This is a genomic window from Catellatospora tritici (genome assembly GCF_019083965.1).
Classification (GTDB): Bacteria; Actinomycetota; Actinomycetes; order Mycobacteriales; family Micromonosporaceae; genus Catellatospora; species Catellatospora tritici.
On record NZ_JAHRCY010000003.1, the window covers coordinates 430,179 to 447,517 of the forward strand.

General features: G+C 72.3%; 14 protein-coding genes. 7 read left to right on the forward strand and 7 right to left on the reverse strand.

Annotation, left to right across the window (positions count from 1 at the left end; all coding sequences use genetic code 11):
* Positions 1-124 precede the first annotated feature (124 nt).
* Genes KUA19_RS09115 through KUA19_RS09125 form a run of 3 tightly spaced genes read right to left on the reverse strand, consistent with a single transcriptional unit; the run spans position 125 to position 3,272 of the window.
* Entirely contained in the window at positions 125-910 is a 786-nt protein-coding gene (locus KUA19_RS09115; RefSeq protein ID WP_308167391.1) for an alpha/beta fold hydrolase, read from the reverse strand.
* Complete coding sequence (locus tag KUA19_RS09120; RefSeq protein ID WP_217395695.1) at positions 907-1,794, reverse strand: SDR family oxidoreductase; 888 nt, start codon at positions 1,792-1,794, stop codon at positions 907-909. The genes KUA19_RS09115 and KUA19_RS09120 overlap by 4 nt, the downstream gene beginning before the upstream one ends.
* The gene (locus tag KUA19_RS09125) at positions 1,794-3,272 is read right to left on the reverse strand and encodes a flavin-containing monooxygenase (RefSeq protein ID WP_217395696.1); all 1,479 of its coding nucleotides are present in this window, start codon (positions 3,270-3,272) and stop codon (positions 1,794-1,796) included. The genes KUA19_RS09120 and KUA19_RS09125 overlap by 1 nt, the downstream gene beginning before the upstream one ends.
* A 158-nt stretch (positions 3,273-3,430) precedes the next feature.
* On the opposite strand from KUA19_RS09125, the gene KUA19_RS09130 reads away from it, so the two are divergent.
* Positions 3,431-4,054, forward strand: coding sequence for a TetR/AcrR family transcriptional regulator (locus KUA19_RS09130; RefSeq protein ID WP_217395697.1), 624 nt, complete (start codon positions 3,431-3,433; stop codon positions 4,052-4,054).
* Between the two features lie 63 nt (positions 4,055-4,117).
* On the opposite strand, the gene KUA19_RS09135 is transcribed toward KUA19_RS09130, so the two are convergent.
* Positions 4,118-4,609, reverse strand: coding sequence for a MarR family winged helix-turn-helix transcriptional regulator (locus KUA19_RS09135; protein WP_217395698.1), 492 nt, complete (start codon positions 4,607-4,609; stop codon positions 4,118-4,120).
* A 48-nt stretch (positions 4,610-4,657) separates the two neighbouring features.
* On the opposite strand from KUA19_RS09135, the gene KUA19_RS09140 reads away from it, so the two are divergent.
* On the forward strand, positions 4,658-5,032 hold the full coding sequence (locus KUA19_RS09140; protein WP_217395699.1) for a VOC family protein: 375 nt from the start codon (positions 4,658-4,660) through the stop codon (positions 5,030-5,032).
* Positions 5,033-5,434: 402 nt separating this feature from the next.
* Positions 5,435-7,558, forward strand: coding sequence for a glycoside hydrolase family 6 protein (locus KUA19_RS09145; protein WP_217395700.1), 2,124 nt, complete (start codon positions 5,435-5,437; stop codon positions 7,556-7,558).
* 96 nt (positions 7,559-7,654) lie between these two features.
* On the opposite strand, the gene KUA19_RS09150 is transcribed toward KUA19_RS09145, so the two are convergent.
* Positions 7,655-10,012 (reverse strand): transglycosylase domain-containing protein, encoded by a 2,358-nt coding sequence (locus KUA19_RS09150; protein WP_254548999.1) that lies wholly within the window; start codon positions 10,010-10,012, stop codon positions 7,655-7,657.
* A 197-nt stretch (positions 10,013-10,209) separates the two neighbouring features.
* Complete coding sequence (gene valS / locus KUA19_RS09155) at positions 10,210-12,783, reverse strand: valine--tRNA ligase (protein WP_217395702.1); 2,574 nt, start codon at positions 12,781-12,783, stop codon at positions 10,210-10,212.
* 356 nt (positions 12,784-13,139) lie between these two features.
* On the opposite strand from valS, the gene KUA19_RS09160 reads away from it, so the two are divergent.
* The 4 genes from KUA19_RS09160 (at position 13,140) to KUA19_RS09175 (ending at position 15,363) form a co-directional block, all read left to right on the forward strand.
* A complete protein-coding gene (locus KUA19_RS09160) occupies positions 13,140-13,346 on the forward strand; it encodes a TM2 domain-containing protein (RefSeq protein WP_217395703.1) in 207 nt (68 codons plus the stop codon).
* 120 nt (positions 13,347-13,466) lie between these two features.
* Positions 13,467-14,135, forward strand: a complete 669-nt coding sequence (gene trmB, locus KUA19_RS09165) for a tRNA (guanosine(46)-N7)-methyltransferase TrmB (RefSeq protein ID WP_217395859.1) — start codon at positions 13,467-13,469, stop codon at positions 14,133-14,135.
* 246 nt (positions 14,136-14,381) lie between these two features.
* Complete coding sequence (locus KUA19_RS09170) at positions 14,382-14,579, forward strand: hypothetical protein (protein WP_217395704.1); 198 nt, start codon at positions 14,382-14,384, stop codon at positions 14,577-14,579.
* 271 nt (positions 14,580-14,850) lie between these two features.
* On the forward strand, positions 14,851-15,363 hold the full coding sequence (locus KUA19_RS09175; RefSeq protein ID WP_217395705.1) for a hypothetical protein: 513 nt from the start codon (positions 14,851-14,853) through the stop codon (positions 15,361-15,363).
* A gap of 144 nt (positions 15,364-15,507) precedes the next feature.
* On the opposite strand, the gene KUA19_RS09180 is transcribed toward KUA19_RS09175, so the two are convergent.
* Positions 15,508-17,319, reverse strand: coding sequence for a tetratricopeptide repeat protein (locus KUA19_RS09180; protein WP_217395887.1), 1,812 nt, complete (start codon positions 17,317-17,319; stop codon positions 15,508-15,510).
* Positions 17,320-17,339: the final 20 nt, after the last annotated feature.

The window sequence follows — 17,339 nt, forward strand, 5'->3', positions numbered from 1 at the left end:
GCCGCGCCTCCAGGTGTCCCGGGCGTGATCAGGAAGCTGTGGCCGCGACACGCCGTCGAACCGTGCCACAGGTTCATGATCGACGCGGAGGGGGGTGGGATGGAGCGGGCGGCGGGAGGCGGGGTCAGGGGGCGGCGCGGGTGGTGGTGGTGAGGATGGTGGTCGTGACCAGGGCGGGGTCGTCGGACATGGGGACGTGGCCGCAGCGGGGCAGGGTGACGTGGACGGCCTCGGGCAGGCGTTGGCGGGCGATGGCAGCCTGGCCGGGGAGCAGGACGCGGTCGCGGTCGCCCCAGGCGACGGTGACCGGGCAGGTCGGCGTGCCGCGATAGTGGTACTCCGGCGCGGAGCGGGCCACGGACCGGAAGCCCGCGCCGTCGCGCATCGCCCGCGCGTCGTCGGCGGCCCGTTCGGCGGTCAGCCGCCCGGGGCGGTGCATCAGCATGCCGAAGGCCAGGCTGCGGCCGGGGCGGGCGCTCAGGTGCGCGCGGACCAGCGGCGGCGGCAGCATCGTGCCCCAGCGCAGGGTGTTCAGCACGGTGATGGCATACCGCTGGTGCCAGGGGCGCCAGAAGCCCGCCGGGGCGAACGCGGTCGCCGAGGCCACCGCCCCGGCGGCGGCCAGTTCCAGCGCGATCGACCCGCCCAGACTGTTGCCCGCCACGTGCGGCCGGTCCAGGCCCTCCCGTCGCAGCCACTTCGCGATCAGCGCCACCGTCGGGGCCATGCCGTCGGGCATGCCGCCGTCGGGCACCGGCGAGCGACCGAAGCCGGGCAGGTCGATCGCGATCACGTCGTGTACGGCGGCCAGCCGGTCCAGCACCGGTTCCCAGGCGCGCCAGTGGTGGCCGATGCCGTGGATCAGCACCAGCGGGGTGCCGCTGCCGCGGCGCTCGTACGCGACCCTCACCGCCCCACCTCCTCCGCGCTGTGCGCGCCGAATGCCCGCCCCAGCTCCGCCACCTCGGCTTCCATCCGGGGCACCAGCTCGCGCGACTGCCGGGTCACGGCGGCCCCGCCCAGCCGACTGTTGATCACCGTACGCAGCGCCTGCACCACCGCGATCGACCTCGGTACGTACACCCGCCGACCGCGTCGCTCCAGGCCGCGTACGAATGCCCGCGCGCACCGGTCCACCGAGGTGATCGAGCCGACCGGCCACGGCATCCGCCCCAGCGCGGCCCGGAACGACGGCAGGTCGGCGCGGGCGTCGCGGACCAGGTCGGTGTCGATCCAGCCCGGGTGGGCGGTGCCGACGGTGACCCCGTGGTGGGCCAGCTCCAGCCGCAGCGCGTTGCCGAAGTGCTCCACCCCCGCCTTGGCGGCGCAGTACGCGGCCATCCCCGGCAGCGCCGCGAACGCCGCCGTCGACGAGACCAGCAGGTAGTGACCGCGCGCCGCGATCATCGGGGTGGTCGTCGCGGCGACCGTGCGCATCACCCCGATCAGGTTCACCTGCACGGTACGGGCCAGCGCCTCGATGTCGCCGGTGGCGACCGTACCGAGGCTGGCCACGCCCGCGTTGGCGACCACCGCGTCGATGCCCTCGAACCGCTCCAAAGTCCCGGCGACCGCCCCGGCCAGCGCCGCCGAGTCGGTCACGTCCGCCTCGAACCAGGCCGCCTCCCGGCCGCCGCCGGTCAGCTCGGCGGCGAGCTCGCGCAGCAGCAGCGGTTCCAGCCCGACCAGGGCCAGCCGGGCGCCGTGGGCGGCGGCCAGCCGGGCCGTGTCCGCCCCGATGCCCCGGGCGGCCCCCGTGATCAGCACGGTCTTCCCGGCCAGTCGCCCGCGCATCAGGACCTCCCCGCGGTCGCGCCGACCGACCGGTACGCGGCGGCGTCGAACCGGCGGGTTCGCAGCCAGTACGACCAGGTGTAGCCCGGCCATAGAGTCGAGTTGCGACCGGTGCCGTCCAGGTACCAGCTGCGGCAGCCGCCCGAGGTCCACACCGTCCCGCGCATGCGCCGGTCCAGCTCGTCGTTGTATACCCGCTGCGCCCGCGCGGTCGGCTCGATGGGGGCGCCGGTGCGGTCGAGGTGGCGCAGCGCGCCGAGCAGGTAGTCGAGCTGCGCCTCGATCATGAAGACGACCGAGTTGTGGCCGAGTCCGGTGTTCGGGCCCAGCAGCAGGAACAGGTTCGGGAAGCCGGTGACGGTGGCGCCCCGGTAGGCGTACATGCTGCCGTCCCAGTGCTCGGCCAGGGTGCGGCCGTCGGCGCCGCGGATGGCGCGCGCCATCGGCAGGTCGGTGACGTGGAAGCCGGTACCGAAGATGATCGTGTCGACCGGGTGCTCGCGCCCGTCGGCGGTGACCACGCCGGTCGGGGTGACCCGGCTGATGGCCTCGGTCACCACCTCGACGTTGTCGCGGTTGAGCGCCGGGTAGTAGTCGTTGGACAGCAGCACCCGCTTGCAGCCCATGGTGTACGCCGGGGTCAGCTTCGCGCGCAGCGCCGGGTCCGGGATGGAGCGGCGCAGGTGGCGCCGGGCCATCGCCTGCCCGAACCGCATCAGCGCGGGGCGCAGGAACGCGGTGCCCTGGAGCTCACGCGCCCAGTAGACGGCGGCGCGGGCCAGCTTCTGCGCGCCGGGCACGTGCCGGTACACGGCCCGCTCGAATCCGGTGATCGGCCGGTCCCGACGCGGCAGCACCCAGGCCGGGGTGCGCTGCAGCAGGGTCAGCTGGGCCACGCCGGGCGCGATCCGCGGCACGAACTGGATCGCCGAGGCGCCGGTGCCGACCACGGCGACCCGCCGCCCGGTCAGGTCCAGGTCGTGGCGCCAGCGGGCGGAGTGGAACACCTCGCCCCGGAAGTCGGCCAGTCCGGGCAGGTCGGGAACGCTGGGCTCGGTGAGCGGCCCGCCGGCGGCCACCAGCACCTCCGCCGTGTACGACCCCCGCGAGGTGTCCAGGCGCCACACCCGCCGCGTGTCGTCCCAGGCGGCCGCGCGCACCTCGTGTTCGAGGCGCAGGTGCGGGCGCACGCCGTGCCCGTCGGCGACCCGGCGCAGGTACGCCCAGATCTCCGGCTGCGGGGAGAAGCTGCGCGACCAGTCGGGGTTGGGCGCGAACGACAGCGAGTACAGGTGCGACGGCACGTCGCAGGCGCAGCCGGGGTACGTGTTGTCACGCCAGGTGCCGCCGACGTCGCTGCCCCGGTCGAACACCAGGAAGTCGCGGTAACCGGCACGACGCAGCCGGATCGCCGCCCCGAGACCGCCGAACCCGGCCCCCACCAGGGCGATTCGGGTATGGGTGGCGCTGCTGTCCACGGCTCACCCCCTCTCCCGAAGTCTGACCCAGCCGTTGGTACCAGCCGGTACCAAGGTCTTCGCCGAAATTACCACCGCGTAACACGGCGCGGAAGGGTGTGTTCTCGCAGCGTCGCGCCGGTACAGTCGGCAACCGTTCCAGCACTTCCGGAGGAGCCGTGGCCGCACCCACGAGAACGGCCCAGACCATCCGTCGCGACCTCACCGGCGCGCTCGCGACCTGTGTATCCGAGAAGGGATACTCCGCTACCACCATCGCCGACATCGTCGCGCTGGCCAGGGTGTCCAAACGCACCTTCTACGAGCACTTCGCCGACAAGGAAGAGTGCCTGATGGCGCTCTACGAACACGTCTGCGCCCGGCTGATGCTGATCATCCGCGCGGCGGCCAGCGGCGACCAGCCGTGGCCCCAGCGCATCAGCGACGGCGCGGCGGCCTACCTCGGCGCGCTGGAGACGATGCCGTCGTTCACCCGGACCATGCTGATCGAGGTGCAGGCGGCCGGGCAGCGGGCGTTCATGCTGCGCCAGCGCACGCTGCAGGGTTTCGCGCAGACGCTGGTGGACATGGTCGAGGTCGGACGGCAGCACGATCCGAGGCTCGAGCCGCTGGCACCGGCGCAGGCGCTGGCGATCGTGGGCGGCATCAACGAGCTGCTGCTGCACGCGATCGACCCGTACGCGCCGGTGGTGGAACCGGACGACGGGCGCGACGGGCGGTTCGCGGCCCTGCACGCCGACGTGGTCCGCCTGATCTCGGCGGTGCTGAGCTTCCGCCCCTGAAACTTCCACCCGGACCGCGGGTACCCCGGTGCGCCGCGGTGTGGCGCGGCAGGGCGGTGCGGGTCAGGCGGTGGTGGTCAGGCGGGTGGCGATGAGGTGGGCGGCGCGATCCAGGACGGCGAGGTCTTCGGAGGAGAGGCCGTCCAGGAGTGCGGCCACGGCTCGCACCCGTTCGGCGCGGCCCCGCTCCAGTACCGTCCGCCCCGCGTCGGTGGCGGTCACCAGCACCACTCGCCGGTCGTCGGGGGACGGTGCGCGCGCGGCCAGTCCGGCCGCCTCCAGGGCGGTGACCAGCTTGGTGATCGCGGGTGGGGACACCCGCTCGATCTCGGCCAGCCGGCTCATCGGCTGCGCGCCCCCGAACACCAGCACGGACAGCAGTGACGCCCGGGGCCCGTCGAGGTCCATTCCGACGTCGGTCGCGGCGGCGCGCCGCAGCAGCCGCAACGCGGCCGAGTGCAGCGCGTTGGCAGTGCGGTGCCGGTCGTCGTCGGGCAGGTCCGCGGGCGGACCGGGCAGCCGACCGGGTTGACGGGCGTCCACGCTCGATGCCATCCTTCACCCTGGTTAACATTTTACGTAGGTTAAGTATAGGGGAAGCCAATGGCGCTCGGACCACTGGGCCAGGTCCACATCAGTGTCACCGACATCGACCGCTCGGTGGCCTTCTACCGCGACGTGCTCGGCATCGTGCTGCTGTCCCGGGTGCCGGGGCAGCCGATGGCCTTCTTCGCCAGTGGCGACGTGCGGCTCTACCTCGGCGTGCCGGAATCACCGGAGTTCGCGAGCAGGGTGACGCTGTACTTCACCGTCGCCGACATCGAGGCCGAGCACGCGCGGCTGCGCGCGGCCGGGGTGTCGTTCGTGGACGAGCCGCATGTGGTGCATAAGGACGGCGCCTCCGAGTTGTGGATGTCGTTCCTGCGCGATCCGGACGGGCACCACCTGGCGCTGATGCAACAGCGTTCCGCCGAGTGAGACGACGCCGCCCCGGGGCTACCGCCGGGGCGGCATTTGGTCGCTTTTGGGCGCCCCGTCAGGAGATACGTGGGAGCGCGACCACTGCTGGTCAAGGCTGTACGCTCGATCGTCGGGGAAATCGACGGACAGTGTTGTGTCGGCCATGTTTCCTGTGCGACTATGAAGCCCGTTCGTGGGGAGCCGAACACGCGAACTCATCGCCGAGGGCAGCCCGGTGTCTCATCGGGACGGCGGTGGCACGGACCGTGATGCGGTCGCGTGCGTCACCTTGCAATGCCCGGCCGGGCCGGGAACCTCCGCTCCATCCCAGTGCTTTCGTGCGCGGCCATCCTCCCGGCCGCCGTGGGAGCGCTACCGCGGTCTCGTCCGGGATCGCGGGATCTGCCCAAGGAGATGGCAATGAAATTCCCGATCAGGCTCACCGGAAGGCGCAAACTGGCCGCCTTCACCGGTGCCAGCGCCCTCGTGGTCGCCAGCCTCGTCACGCTCCCCGCGACCCTCGCGCACGCCGCGCCCGGTTGCGACATTTCGTACACGACGAGCGACTGGACCGAGGGGCCCGGCACCGGCGGCTTCACGGCCGCCATCGTCGTGAAGAACACCGGTGACGCGATCACCAGCTGGTCGCTGAAGTTCGCGTACTCGGCCGGGCAGACCGTGACCCTCCCGGGTTGGTCGGCCACCTGGTCGCAGTCCGGCGCCAACGTCACCGGCACCAACCTGTCCTACAACGGCAGCCTCGCCACGGGTGCCTCGACCAACATCGGCTTCAACGGCCGCTGGTCCGGCAGCAACCCGAAGCCGACCGCGTTCACCCTGAACGGCGTCACCTGCACCACCGGCGGCGGCACCACCAGCCCTTCGCCGAGCACCTCCGCCAGCCCGAGCCCGAGCCCGAGCGCCAGCCCCAGCGCCAGCCCGAGCCCGAGCAGCGGCACCAAGTCGATCATCTTCGCGCCGACCTCGACAGTGGTCGCCGAGGGTGCGAGCAGCTCGGTCACCGTCAAGCTGAGCTCGGCCCCCACCGCGAACGTGACGGTGGCGCTGGCCCGGACCGGTGACACCGACATCTCCGCCCCGACGTCGGTGACGCTGACCCCGTCCAACGCCGTCGCCGGCGTGGCCGTGGCCGTCGCCGCGGCCGAGGACAGCGACCAGACCAACGGCACCGCGACGATCACCGCGTCGTCCTCCGGTTACACCAGCGCCACGCTGGCGGTCACCGAGTCCGACAACGACCAGGTCGGCAAGGTGGACAACCCGTACTCCGGCTCGACCGGCTACGTGAACCCGGAGTGGAAGGCCAAGGCCAACGCGGAGCCCGGCGGCAGCCGGGTGTCCAACACCTCCACCGCCGTGTGGCTGGACCGGATCGCCGCGATCGCCGGCAGCTCGTCCAGCATGGGCCTGCGGGCGCACCTGGACGCGGCTGTCGCGCAGGACGCCGCCAACGGCGCCACCCCGCTGACGGTCATGTTCGTGATCTACGACCTGCCCGGCCGTGACTGCTCGGCGCTGGCCTCCAACGGTGAGCTGGGCGTCGACGAGCTGCCCCGCTACAAGTCGGAGTACATCGACCCGATCGCCGCGATCCAGGCCGACTCGAAGTACTCGGCGCTGCGGATCGTCAACATCATCGAGATCGACTCGATCCCGAACCTGGTGACGAACCTCAACGTGGCCAAGTGCTCGACCATGAACCAGAACGGCGGCTACGTCAAGGGCATCGGTTACGCGCTGTCCAAGCTCGGCCCGATCGCCAACACCTACAACTACATCGACTCCGCCCACCACGGCTGGATCGGCTGGGACACCAACTTCGGCCCCACCGCCACCAAGCTGAAGGAGGCGGCGACCGCCGAGGGCAGCAACGTCAACTACGTCCACGGCTTCATCACCAACACCGCCAACTACTCGGCGCTGACCGAGCCGTACTTCACCATCAACACCTCGGTGAACGGCACCTCGGTCCGCCAGGCCAAGTGGGTCGACTGGAACTTCTACGTCGACGAGCTCACCTTCGCGCAGGCGTTCCGCACCCAGCTGGTCTCGGTCGGCTTCAGCTCGACCATCGGCATGCTGATCGACACCTCGCGCAACGGCTGGGGCAACTGCGTGCAGACCCCGTGCCAGTCGATCCAGACGACCCGGCCCACCGCCGCGTCGACCTCGACCAACGTGGACACGTTCGTCAACCAGTCGCGCATCGACCGCCGCATCCACGCCGGCAACTGGTGCAACCAGGCCGGTGCGGGCATGGGCGAGCGCCCGAAGGCCGCTCCGGCCGCCGGTATCGACGCGTACGTGTGGGTGAAGCCCCCGGGCGAGTCGGACGGTTCGAGCAGCCTGATCCCGAACGACGAGGGCAAGGGCTTCGACCGGATGTGCGACCCGACCTACACGGGTAACGAGCGCAACGGCAACAGCATGACCGGCTCGCTGCCCAACGCCCCGATCTCGGGGCAGTGGTTCTCGGCTCAGTTCCAGCAGCTCATGGCCAACGCCTACCCGCCGCTGTCCTGATCCGCTGACCTGGCGGTGAAAATCCGCTGACAGGTACGGCGAAAGGCCCCCTTCTCCGCTCGCGCGGGGGAGGGGGCCTTTCGCCGTACCGGATGGTCAGTGACGCCAGCGGCTGGGCCGCGGACTCGGCGTGTCGGTGTCGGCCGAGGGGCTCGGCTGCACCGACGGAGTCGGCTTGGCGGTGGGTTTGGGCGTGGGCTTGGTGGGCTTCACACTGTGCGGCTTGCCCTGATTCTTGTCGTCGCCCTTGTTGTCGTTCTTGCCGTTGTTCTTGTCGTTGTTCTTGTCGTCCTGGTGCTCGTCGCGGCTCGGCGAGGGCGCCACGCTCGGCGACGGCTCGGGTGACGGTTCGATGCCCGGGTCGTCGCCGCGGTGCTGGCTGTCGGCGACCACCAACGTGCGGGTCGGCGCCACGAACTGCTTGACCTCCAGCGGCTTGGAGCCGGTGGCCAGGGTGGTGGCCACGGCCCGGTAGACCTGGGGCAGGACCGCCGCGCCGACCTTGTCCACGGGGCTGTCCGGGTTGGCGGCGATCGCCGCGGCGGCCAGCTGCGGGGTGTACGCCACGAACGTCTCGGTCATGTTGTCGGTCGAGCTGCCGGTCTTGCCCGCGACCGGGCGCCCGCCGATGAGCTGCGAGACGGCCGTGGCCGTGCCGCCGTCGCAGCCGTGGTACGCGCTCTGCTGGCCCACCGGGCAGCGCGCCGCGTCGGTGGCGGCCCGCGCCACGTCGTCGCTGATCACCTGGCGGCAGTCCGGCCGCGCCACGTCCAGCTCCGCCCCGGCGCCGGTGGTCACCGAGCGCACCGGCACGGGCGTGCAGTACTGCCCCTCGGCGGCGAGCGTCGCGTACGCGTTGGCCAGGTCCAGCGGGGTGGTCAGCGAGACGCCCAGGGTGAACGAGCCCCAGCTCGCCGCGCTGCTGCGGGCCCGGTCGGCGTCGCCGGAGTCGCGGAACTGGATGCCGAGGCGCTGCGCCATCTCCACCGCCCGGTCGGCGCCGACCTGCTGCTCCAGCCACACGAAGTACGTGTTCACCGAGCGGCCGAAGCCGGTCCACATGTTCCGCTCGCCGTCCATGAAGCTCGGGTTGGCGTTCTTGGGGCACCAGAAGCCGTCGCAGCTGGTGGTCTCGCCGGAGTCCGGCCACTGGGTGACCAGGCGGCTGGGCGAGTCGAAGCTGGTGTCCAGGGTCTTGCCCTGCTCCAGCGCCGCCAGCATGGTGAACATCTTGAACGTCGAGCCCGCCTGGTAGCCGTGCGCGGTGTCGGCGCCGGCGATCAGCTGGTTGACGGTGTTGCCGGGCTTCTCGACCGGGTTGTAGTGCCGGTTGACCGCCATCGCGAGCACCCGGCCGGTGCCGGGCTCCACCACGGCCATCGGCAGGGCGCGTTTGTTGGTGTACCCGTACACCTTGACGACCTGCTGCTGCGCCTCGGCGGCGATGGCGGGGTCGAGTGTGGTGACGATGCGGTAGCCGCCCAGCTTCAGCGCCTGCACCCGGGCCTCGGGCGTGTCGCCGAACGCGGGCTGCGCCTTCCACCAGGTGCGGAAGTAGTCGCAGAAGAAGCCCCACTCGTTCTTCGAGGCGACGCAGTCGTTGGGGGACGAGCCGCGCTTGAGCACCGGGGCGGTGGCCTTGGCCTGGTCGGCCTGCTGCTGGGTGATCGCGCCGGTGCCGACCATCGCCGCCAGCACGTACTCGCGGCGGCCCACGGCCCGGTCCAGGCCCTGCGTCAGCGGGTTGTCCGCCTCGGGCGCCTGGAGCAGGCCCGCGAGCAGGGACGCCTCGCCCAGGGTGAGGTCGGCGGCGTTCTTGGAGAAGTAGGTGTGCGCGGCGGCGTCGACGCCGTACGCGCCCGCGCCGAAGTAGGCGATGTTGAGGTAGCGCTCCAGGATCTCGTTCTTGGAGAGCTTCTGCTCCAGCGACAGCGCGTACCGCGCCTCACGGATCTTGCGGGAGGCGCTCTGCTCGGTGGCGGCCTCGCGCTCCGCGGGGGTCAGCGCCGGGTCGTTCTTGAGCACGTTGCGGACGTACTGCATGGTCAGCGTCGAGGCGCCCTGCTCGACCCCGCCGCTGGTGCCGTTGGCGACCACCGCGCGCAGCACGCCGCGCACGTCCACGCCGTGGTGGGTGTAGAAGCGGGTGTCCTCGGCGGCCACCACCGCGTCGCGCATCGCGGGGGCGACCTGGTCCAGCGGCACGTCGCGCCGGTTCTGGTCGTAGAACGTGGTGATCACGGTCTTGCCGTCGTTGGCGTACAGGTAGCTGGCCTGGGCCGTGGTGGGCTCGCGCAGCACCTGCGGCAGCGACTCGTAGGAGGGCGCGGTCTTCTCGATGGCCCAGTCGGCGAGCGCGGCCGCGGGGGCGGCGGCCGCGACCAGCACGACACCCGCCACGGCGGCGACCACGGCGATCTTGGTCAGTCGCTTGGCCAGGGGTTTTCGCGACATGGCAGCACCTTCGGGGGAGGGACGGGGCTGATCAAGACTGCCCCGTCCCACGCCGTTCCCCTGGGACATGTGGTGCACATCCCATTTTTTTCATTTAGCACCCAACTCGGACTCTTCCCAGGTCAGCGGTGTTGAGCCAGGGTTAAGAAGGGCACCTTTTACCACGTATTGCGATAAGAAGGTGCCCTTCCTAACCCTCACAGCGTGACGGTGAGGCTGGGGCCGCGGGTGATCGTGGTGATCACGCCCGCGTCGCGCACGTCGGCCTCGATGGCGTCGTAGCGGGTGTCGGTGGGCAGGGTCAGCGTCGACACGGCGGTCCGCATCGACACCTTTGCCGCGGACTTGGCCCGGCGCACCGACTCGATCGCCTCGGTCGCCGCGGCCAGCACGGCAGGGTCACCCGCGCCGTCGAGCTCGGCCGGCGTGGGCCACGGGGACCGGTGGATGCTGCCGTCGTGCCACCACGACCAGGCCTCCTCGGTCACGAACGGCAGCACCGGCGCCAGCAGCCGCAGCAGCGTCGACAGCGCGGTCCGCAGGGCGAGCCGGGCCGAGTCGGCGGCGGCCGCGCCGTGCTCGCCGTAGGCGCGCACCTTCACCAACTCCAGGTAGTCGTCGCAGAACGTCCAGAAGAAGCGCTCGGCGGCGGCCAGGGCGCGACCCTGGTCGTACTGCTCCAGCGCTTCGGTGGCCTCGGCGAGGACCGGGCGCAGCGCGGCCAGCAGGGCTCGGTCCAGCGGCTGCGTGATCGTGGCGCCGGGGGCGGGTTCGCCCAGGCCGAGCACGAACCGGGTGGCATTGAGGATCTTGGTGGCCAGGCGGCGGCCGATCCGCATCTGGCCGGTGTCGAACGCCGTGTCGGCGCCGGGGCGGGCGGCGGCGGCCCAGTAGCGCACCGCGTCGGAGCCGTACTCGTGCAGCAGCCCCACCGGGGTCACCACGTTGCCCACCGACTTCGACATCTTCTTGCGGTCGGGGTCCAGGATCCACCCCGCGATCGCGGCCGTACGCCACGGCAGCACGCCGTGCTCGGCGTGGCCGCGCAGCACGGTCGCGAACAGCCAGGTACGGATGATCTCGTGCGCCTGCGGCCGCAGGTCCATCGGGAACACCCGCGCGAACAAGTCCTCGTCGAAGCCCCAGCCGCCCGCGATCTGCGGGGTCAGCGACGACGTCGCCCAGGTGTCCATCACGTCCGGGTCGCCGGTGAACCCACCAGGCCTGCCGCGCTGGTCCTCGGTGTAGCCGGGCGGGGTGTCCGAGCTGGGGTCGATCGGCAGCGTGTCCTCGGCGGGCGTGATCGGGCGGTCGTGCGCGGGCTGCCCGTCGGCGTCCAGCGGGTACCACACCGGGATCGGCACGCCGAAGAAGCGCTGGCGGCTGATCAGCCAGTCCCCGGCCAGGCCCTGCACCCAGTGGTCGTACCGGGTGCGCATGTGCGCGGGCTGCCAGGTCAACTCCTGCCCCCGGGCGAGCAGGGCGGCGCGCAGTCCGGCGTCACGGCCGCCGTTGCGCAGGTACCACTGGCGCGTCGGCACGATCTCCAGCGGCTTCTCGCCGCGCTCGTAGAACTTCACCGGATGCTTGATCGGCTCCGGCTCGCCCAGCAGGTCACCGGTCTCGCGCAGTAGCGCGGCCACCTGCTCGCGGGCCGAGGCGGGGGCCAGCCCGGCCAGTCGCGCGTACGCCGCCCGGCCCCGCTCGTCCAGGTGCTCCGGGGCGTCGGCCAGCAGCCGCCCGTCGAAGCCGAGCACCGGCCGGGTCGGCAGGTCCAGCTCGCGCCACCAGATCACGTCGGTGGCGTCGCCGAACGTGCAGATCATCGCGATGCCGGTGCCCTTGGCCGGGTCGGCCAGCGGATGCGCCAGCACCGGCACCCGGGCGCCGAAGCCCGGCGTGCGCACGGTCGTGCCGAACAGCGGCGCGTAGCGGGCGTCGTCCGGGTGCGCCACCAGCGCCACACAGGCGGGCAGCAGCTCCGGGCGCGTGGTCGCCACGACCACCGGGTTGCTCTGCGTCGCCACGACCACCGGGTTGCTCTGCGTCGCCACGATGATCGGTTCGGCCGCGGCGCCGTCAGGGTGGGCCGCGGCGCCGTCGGGGTGGAAGGCGATCCGGTGGTACGCCCCCGGCCGCTCCCGGTCCTCCGTCTCCGCCTGCGCCACCGCGGTACGGAACGTGGTGTCCCACAGCGTCGGCGCCTGCGCCTGGTACGCCTCCCCGCGCGCCAGCGCCCGCAGGAACGCCCGCTGCGACACCGCCCGCGCCCGCGCGCCGATCGTCGTGTAGAGCAGCGACCAGTCCACCGACAGCCCCACCAGCCGGAACAGCGCCTCGAAGGCGCGCTCGTCCAGCTCGGTCTGCCAGGCGCACAGCTCGGTGAAGTTGCGCCGCGACACCGGCACCTGCTCGCGGCCGGGCGTCTCGGGCGGCGTGAAGTCGGGGTCGTACGGCAGCGACGGGTCGCAGCGCACCCCGAACCGGTGCTGCACCCGGCGCTCGGTCGGCAGCCCGTTGTCGTCCCACCCCATCGGGTAGAACACCTCGCGGCCGCGCATGCGCTGGAACCGGGCCAGCACGTCGGTCTGGGTGTACGAGAACACGTGCCCGATGTGCAGGGACCCGCTGGCCGTCGGCGGCGGGGTGTCGATGGCGAACACGCGCTCGCGCGGCGCCGTGCGGTCGAAGCGGTAGAGCTGGTCGGCGTCCCAACGCTGGGACCACTTGTCGGCCAGCCCGTCGATCGAGGGCTTCTCCGGAAGGCTCATGACCTCACCTCGGTGGGTATGGCGCCCGTACGCGAGAGAGAGGTTGGGTGACCACCGCGCGCGTCGGGCGCGGTGATCGAAGGATTACGCGCGGCCCGGTTCGGCTACGCGTACGACCGAGAGGGTCGATGCGGGGAGCGCGTGGGTCATGGCTCCTCCTTCGGCATCGACTGTGCGGCATCGGTCTGCTGTCCATGATGCTAGCGGCTCGGCGGGGTCGGCGCACCCGTCCCCCGAACGCATGATCATTGTGGCCGTTGTGGCGGATGTGATGGAGCGCACAGGTTGCTACGTTCCCATTCCCGCCGTCCGGCTGTCGGCGGGAATCCGAAAACCCCTCGACAGAAGGAACCCCCGTGAACAGCAAGTCCTGGCTTGTGACCGTGCTGCTCTGCTTCTTCCTCGGCGTGCTGGGCGTGCATCGCTTCTACGTCGGCAAGGTCGGCACCGGCATCCTGCAGCTGATCACCTTCGGTGGCCTCGGCGTATGGACGTTCATCGACTTCATCATGATCCTGATCGGCAAGTTCAACGACAAGCAGGGCCAGCCCCTCGCCCGCTGAACCGGCACCGGCAGCCCCGCCCGCCCTCTGGCGAGCGGGGCTGCCGCGTCCCCGGCGCTGTATCCTGACTGTCTTGTGACCACCTCTGACCTCGCCGGTGCGCTGCCCGACGGCCGCCACATGACCCGCATCACCACCTTCTACCCGCGTCGCGGGCGGGTGAGCGGGCGGCACGAGGACGCGCTGACCCGGCTGTGGCCGCGCTACGGGGTCGACATCGCGCAGCCGTGGACCCCGCTCGACCAGCAGTCGCTGTTCGGTCGCCGGGCTCCGCTCGTGCTGGAGATCGGCTCCGGGATGGGCGACGCCACCGCCGCGATGGCCGCCGCCGACCCCGCCCGTGACTACCTGGCGGTCGAGGTCTTCCCGCCCGGCCTGGGCAACCTGCTGGCCGTGGTCGAGGAGCAGGACCTGCCCAACGTGCGCGTGGCCCAGGGCGACGCGCTGCACCTGGTCCGGCACATGCTCGCCGAGGGCAGCCTCGACGCCGTGCACGTCTACTTCCCGGACCCGTGGCCCAAGGCCCGCCACCACAAGCGGCGCCTGATCCAGCCCGACACCGTCGCGCTGCTGCGCTCGCGGCTGGCCGTCGGCGGCGTGCTGCACTGCGCCACCGACTGGGCCGACTACGCCGAACAGATGGCCGAGGTGCTCGACGCCGACGAACACCTGGTCAACCTGTACGACGGCTACGCACCCCGCCCCGGCCACCGGCCGCTGACCAAGTTCGAACAGCGCGGGATCGCCGCCGGGCGGCAGATCTTCGACCTGCTCTACCGGCGCGGCTGAACACGACCCCGGCACGCCCGTCGCGCGGGTGCGGATGATCGTGCGGCCTGCTAGGCTCCTGGCCATGTACATCTGAGCGTGATCCCACGCTGCGCGCCTGACGCGCGCCGAGCGTGCCGCCGCTTCGAGCCTCGAGGCCGAACCCGTCCGGGACGTCGCCGCGACGCACGGCTCGTCCTGACCCGTCTTTGCACGCCCGCTGCCCACACGGCAGCCGTCGGCGTACCCGCATCCACAGGAGACACCATGCGTGAAGATCACAGCTCGCCGTCCGACGCGTCCGAGCCCGCCGAGACCGAGGAGCCCCAGCCCATGAACCGGGCCGAGCGCCGGGCCAAGGGCAAGGGCCAGAACCAGCAGCAGGCGCACGGCAAGCAGGCGTTCGTGCCGAAGAAGACCCAGGGCGGCGGCCCCCGTCTCTGGGCCAACCGCCGCGCCGGCTGACCGCTTTCCTTCCCGGCCCCGTCCGGCCCGCCGCAGGTTTCGCGGGGCCGGGCGGGGCTTCACGCACTTCCCGCTGTTGCGGAGCGGATTTCTGCGCTTTCCCCGAAGCGGCAGGAATCCGGGGTTCTGTTCGTGCGGTTTCCCCGAAACCGCATCCTGGAGCGGGGCTTGGCGCGGGCTTGGGCGGGTGGGAATGTCGGGGGAGGTGCCTACAATCCGCCGACATGAAGACACCGACCACTGTGGACGGGCCTCCCGCGGCGGTACCCCGATGACCGCCCCGGCCACGTACGCGCAGCGCCTGGCGCGCATCGAGGCCCACATCGCCGCCCATGACCTGGCCGAGGCCGCGTCCGAACTGGTCAGTCTGCGCCGCGGTGGCGGCATGGCCGACAGCGCCGGGGAGACGAGCCTGCCCGGCATGGCCGCGGCCCTCCCACCCCCGACCCTGATCGCCCTGGTCCGAGCCCTGCTCGCGCACCGGGGCACCGACGGCGGCTGGCACACCGATGCCGTCCTCGGCGCCCTGTGCCCCCTGCTGCCGCCGGAACTCCCGCCGGACCTGGTGCGCGACCTGCTGCTGTTCGCCGCCGACAGCGCCTACGACATGCCGGTGATGACGCTGGCCGGGCTGGTGGCCCAGCAGTTGCGGCACGGCCCGCTCCCGCAGGCGCTGCTGGGGACCATGCACCGCCGCCAGCGCGAAAGCCTCTGGCTGCGCCAACTCACCGCCCGCGCCGCCACCTCCACCTCCACCTCCACCTCCACCCACGACCCCACCTGACCGCCCGCCGCCCGCCGCCGCCCGAAGATCGTCGCCTTCGGTCAATCCGGCCACTCCAGGCAGCTGTTTTGACCACCAGTGGCGATCATCGAGGATGCTCACCGCTCATGGTCGGCGTTTGCGGTCGAATTGTGGGCGGTGGTGTCAGCGTTCGGTGCAGACGGCGGGAGCCATGACCATCCGGTCGGCGGCGTACGCGAGGGTGATGGTCAGGCAGTAGTCGCGGTCCGGGTCGAGCCCGGGGACGGTCACCACCTCGGTGCCCGCCGGCAGCGACTGCAGCGGTCGCATCGGCTGTCCGGCGAACGCGACCGACACGATCACCGGCGCCGCCACGTTCGCGGGATAGGTCCAGGACAGCTGGATCTGCCGTCCCTCGTCGTGCAGGGTCAGCCCGTACACGGCGGGCGGGGTCGAGGGGCCGACCGGGCCGGGGGACGAGGGCTCGGCGGGCTGCTCGGAGCCGTTGACCAGGATCAGGGTGACAATGACGGCGGCGATGGCCACCAGCGCGGCGACCACCGCCAGCCCGGCGGCGAAGCGGCCTCGCCGCCGCCCGGTGGGCTCGGTGCGGGGTGGATCGTCCCGGTACGGCCGCCGATCAGGGAACACGGGCCGATCGGCGAACGCCGGACGGCCGGTGACCGGTGGCCCGGCCGGGTACCGGCCGGGCGCGACGGGCGCGGCCTGCGTGCCGAAGGTGGTCAGCAGCGGCGCCGGGGCGGCTGGGGGCGTGGGGCGGGGGGATGGGCGCGGACCCCGGCCCGGTGCCGGTCGGCCGACGCCCGGGGTGGGCTCGGGCTCGAAGATCTCGTCATCGGGCCAGTGGTCGGTGGAGGCCCGGCCCGCGTGCCGCGGAGTGGACACCTCGACCAGTGGTTCGGCGTAGGAGCCGGTGGTTCGAGCGCTCGCGCCCCGGTCGTCGGGGTCGCCGGTCAGGGGCCAGGCGTCGGTGCCGGTCGCGCTCGCTGCCCAGCCGTCGAGCTGGTCGGGTGTCGTGGCCCAGCCGTCGAGCTCGTCGCGTGTCGTGGTCCAGCCATCAGTGGCGGTGAACCGGCGCTCGGCGGCGGAGTCGTCGTCGGCATGCCACTCGTGGGGAGCCTGGGGCTGCGGCCAGGTGTCCGGCGCGGGGGGTGGGGCGGGGGGCCACGCGTCGGGTTCGGCGGTCCGGGGCGGCGGCCAGGTGTCCGGCGGTTCGGGTGCGGGCGGGTACGCCGAGCCGGTGGGCGGGGGCGGATCGTCGTCGTCGGGCTCGGCGGTGGGGTCGACACCGCAGTGGTGGTGCGGGTCGGCTTGGGCGCGGGTCGCCGAATGGAGCAGCCGGTGCAGGTCGTCGCCCGGGGGCAGCTCGACGGCGTCGGTACGGGCCTGGGCCAGCAGCCGGTGTGCCTGGTCGAAGTCACCGCAGTCGCGCCACATCCCGGCCAGCCGGACCAGCATCCGGATCGCGGTCGGATGCCCGGCGCCGTGCCGCTGCTCGTACGCGGCGACGACGTCGGCGAGCTGGTCGCGGGCCTGTTCACAGCGTCCCCGGGCGTGGTCGACCACGGCCGCGTCGGCGCGGGCGGCCAGGGTCCGGTCGCCGCGGTGGCCCTCGACCCGGGTGAGGTCCTCGACGAGCTGGGTGTAGAGCAGCCCGGCCCGGCCGAGCGCCCCGGTGCGGTGCTGGGCCAGCGCGAGCAGCCCCAGCGCGTGCAGGGTGCGCCGGTCGAACTCGCCGTGCTGCAGCCGGGCGGCGGTGTGCGCGTACGCGGCCCAGGTGCGGGCCGTGTGCGGCTCGTTGAGCTGCAGCATCACTCCGGCGTACAGCGCGGCGGTGTCCGCTTCGGACTCGTCGGCCGAGTGCGGATCGGCGTGCGCGCGTGCCAGCTCGTCGCGCAGCAGCTGCTGGGCGGCGGGAAAGTCCAGCCGGGACACGAGCTGCCGAGCTTGAGCCAGCCTTCCCCCCTCAGGCATGCAGCCATCGTGCCCGCTGC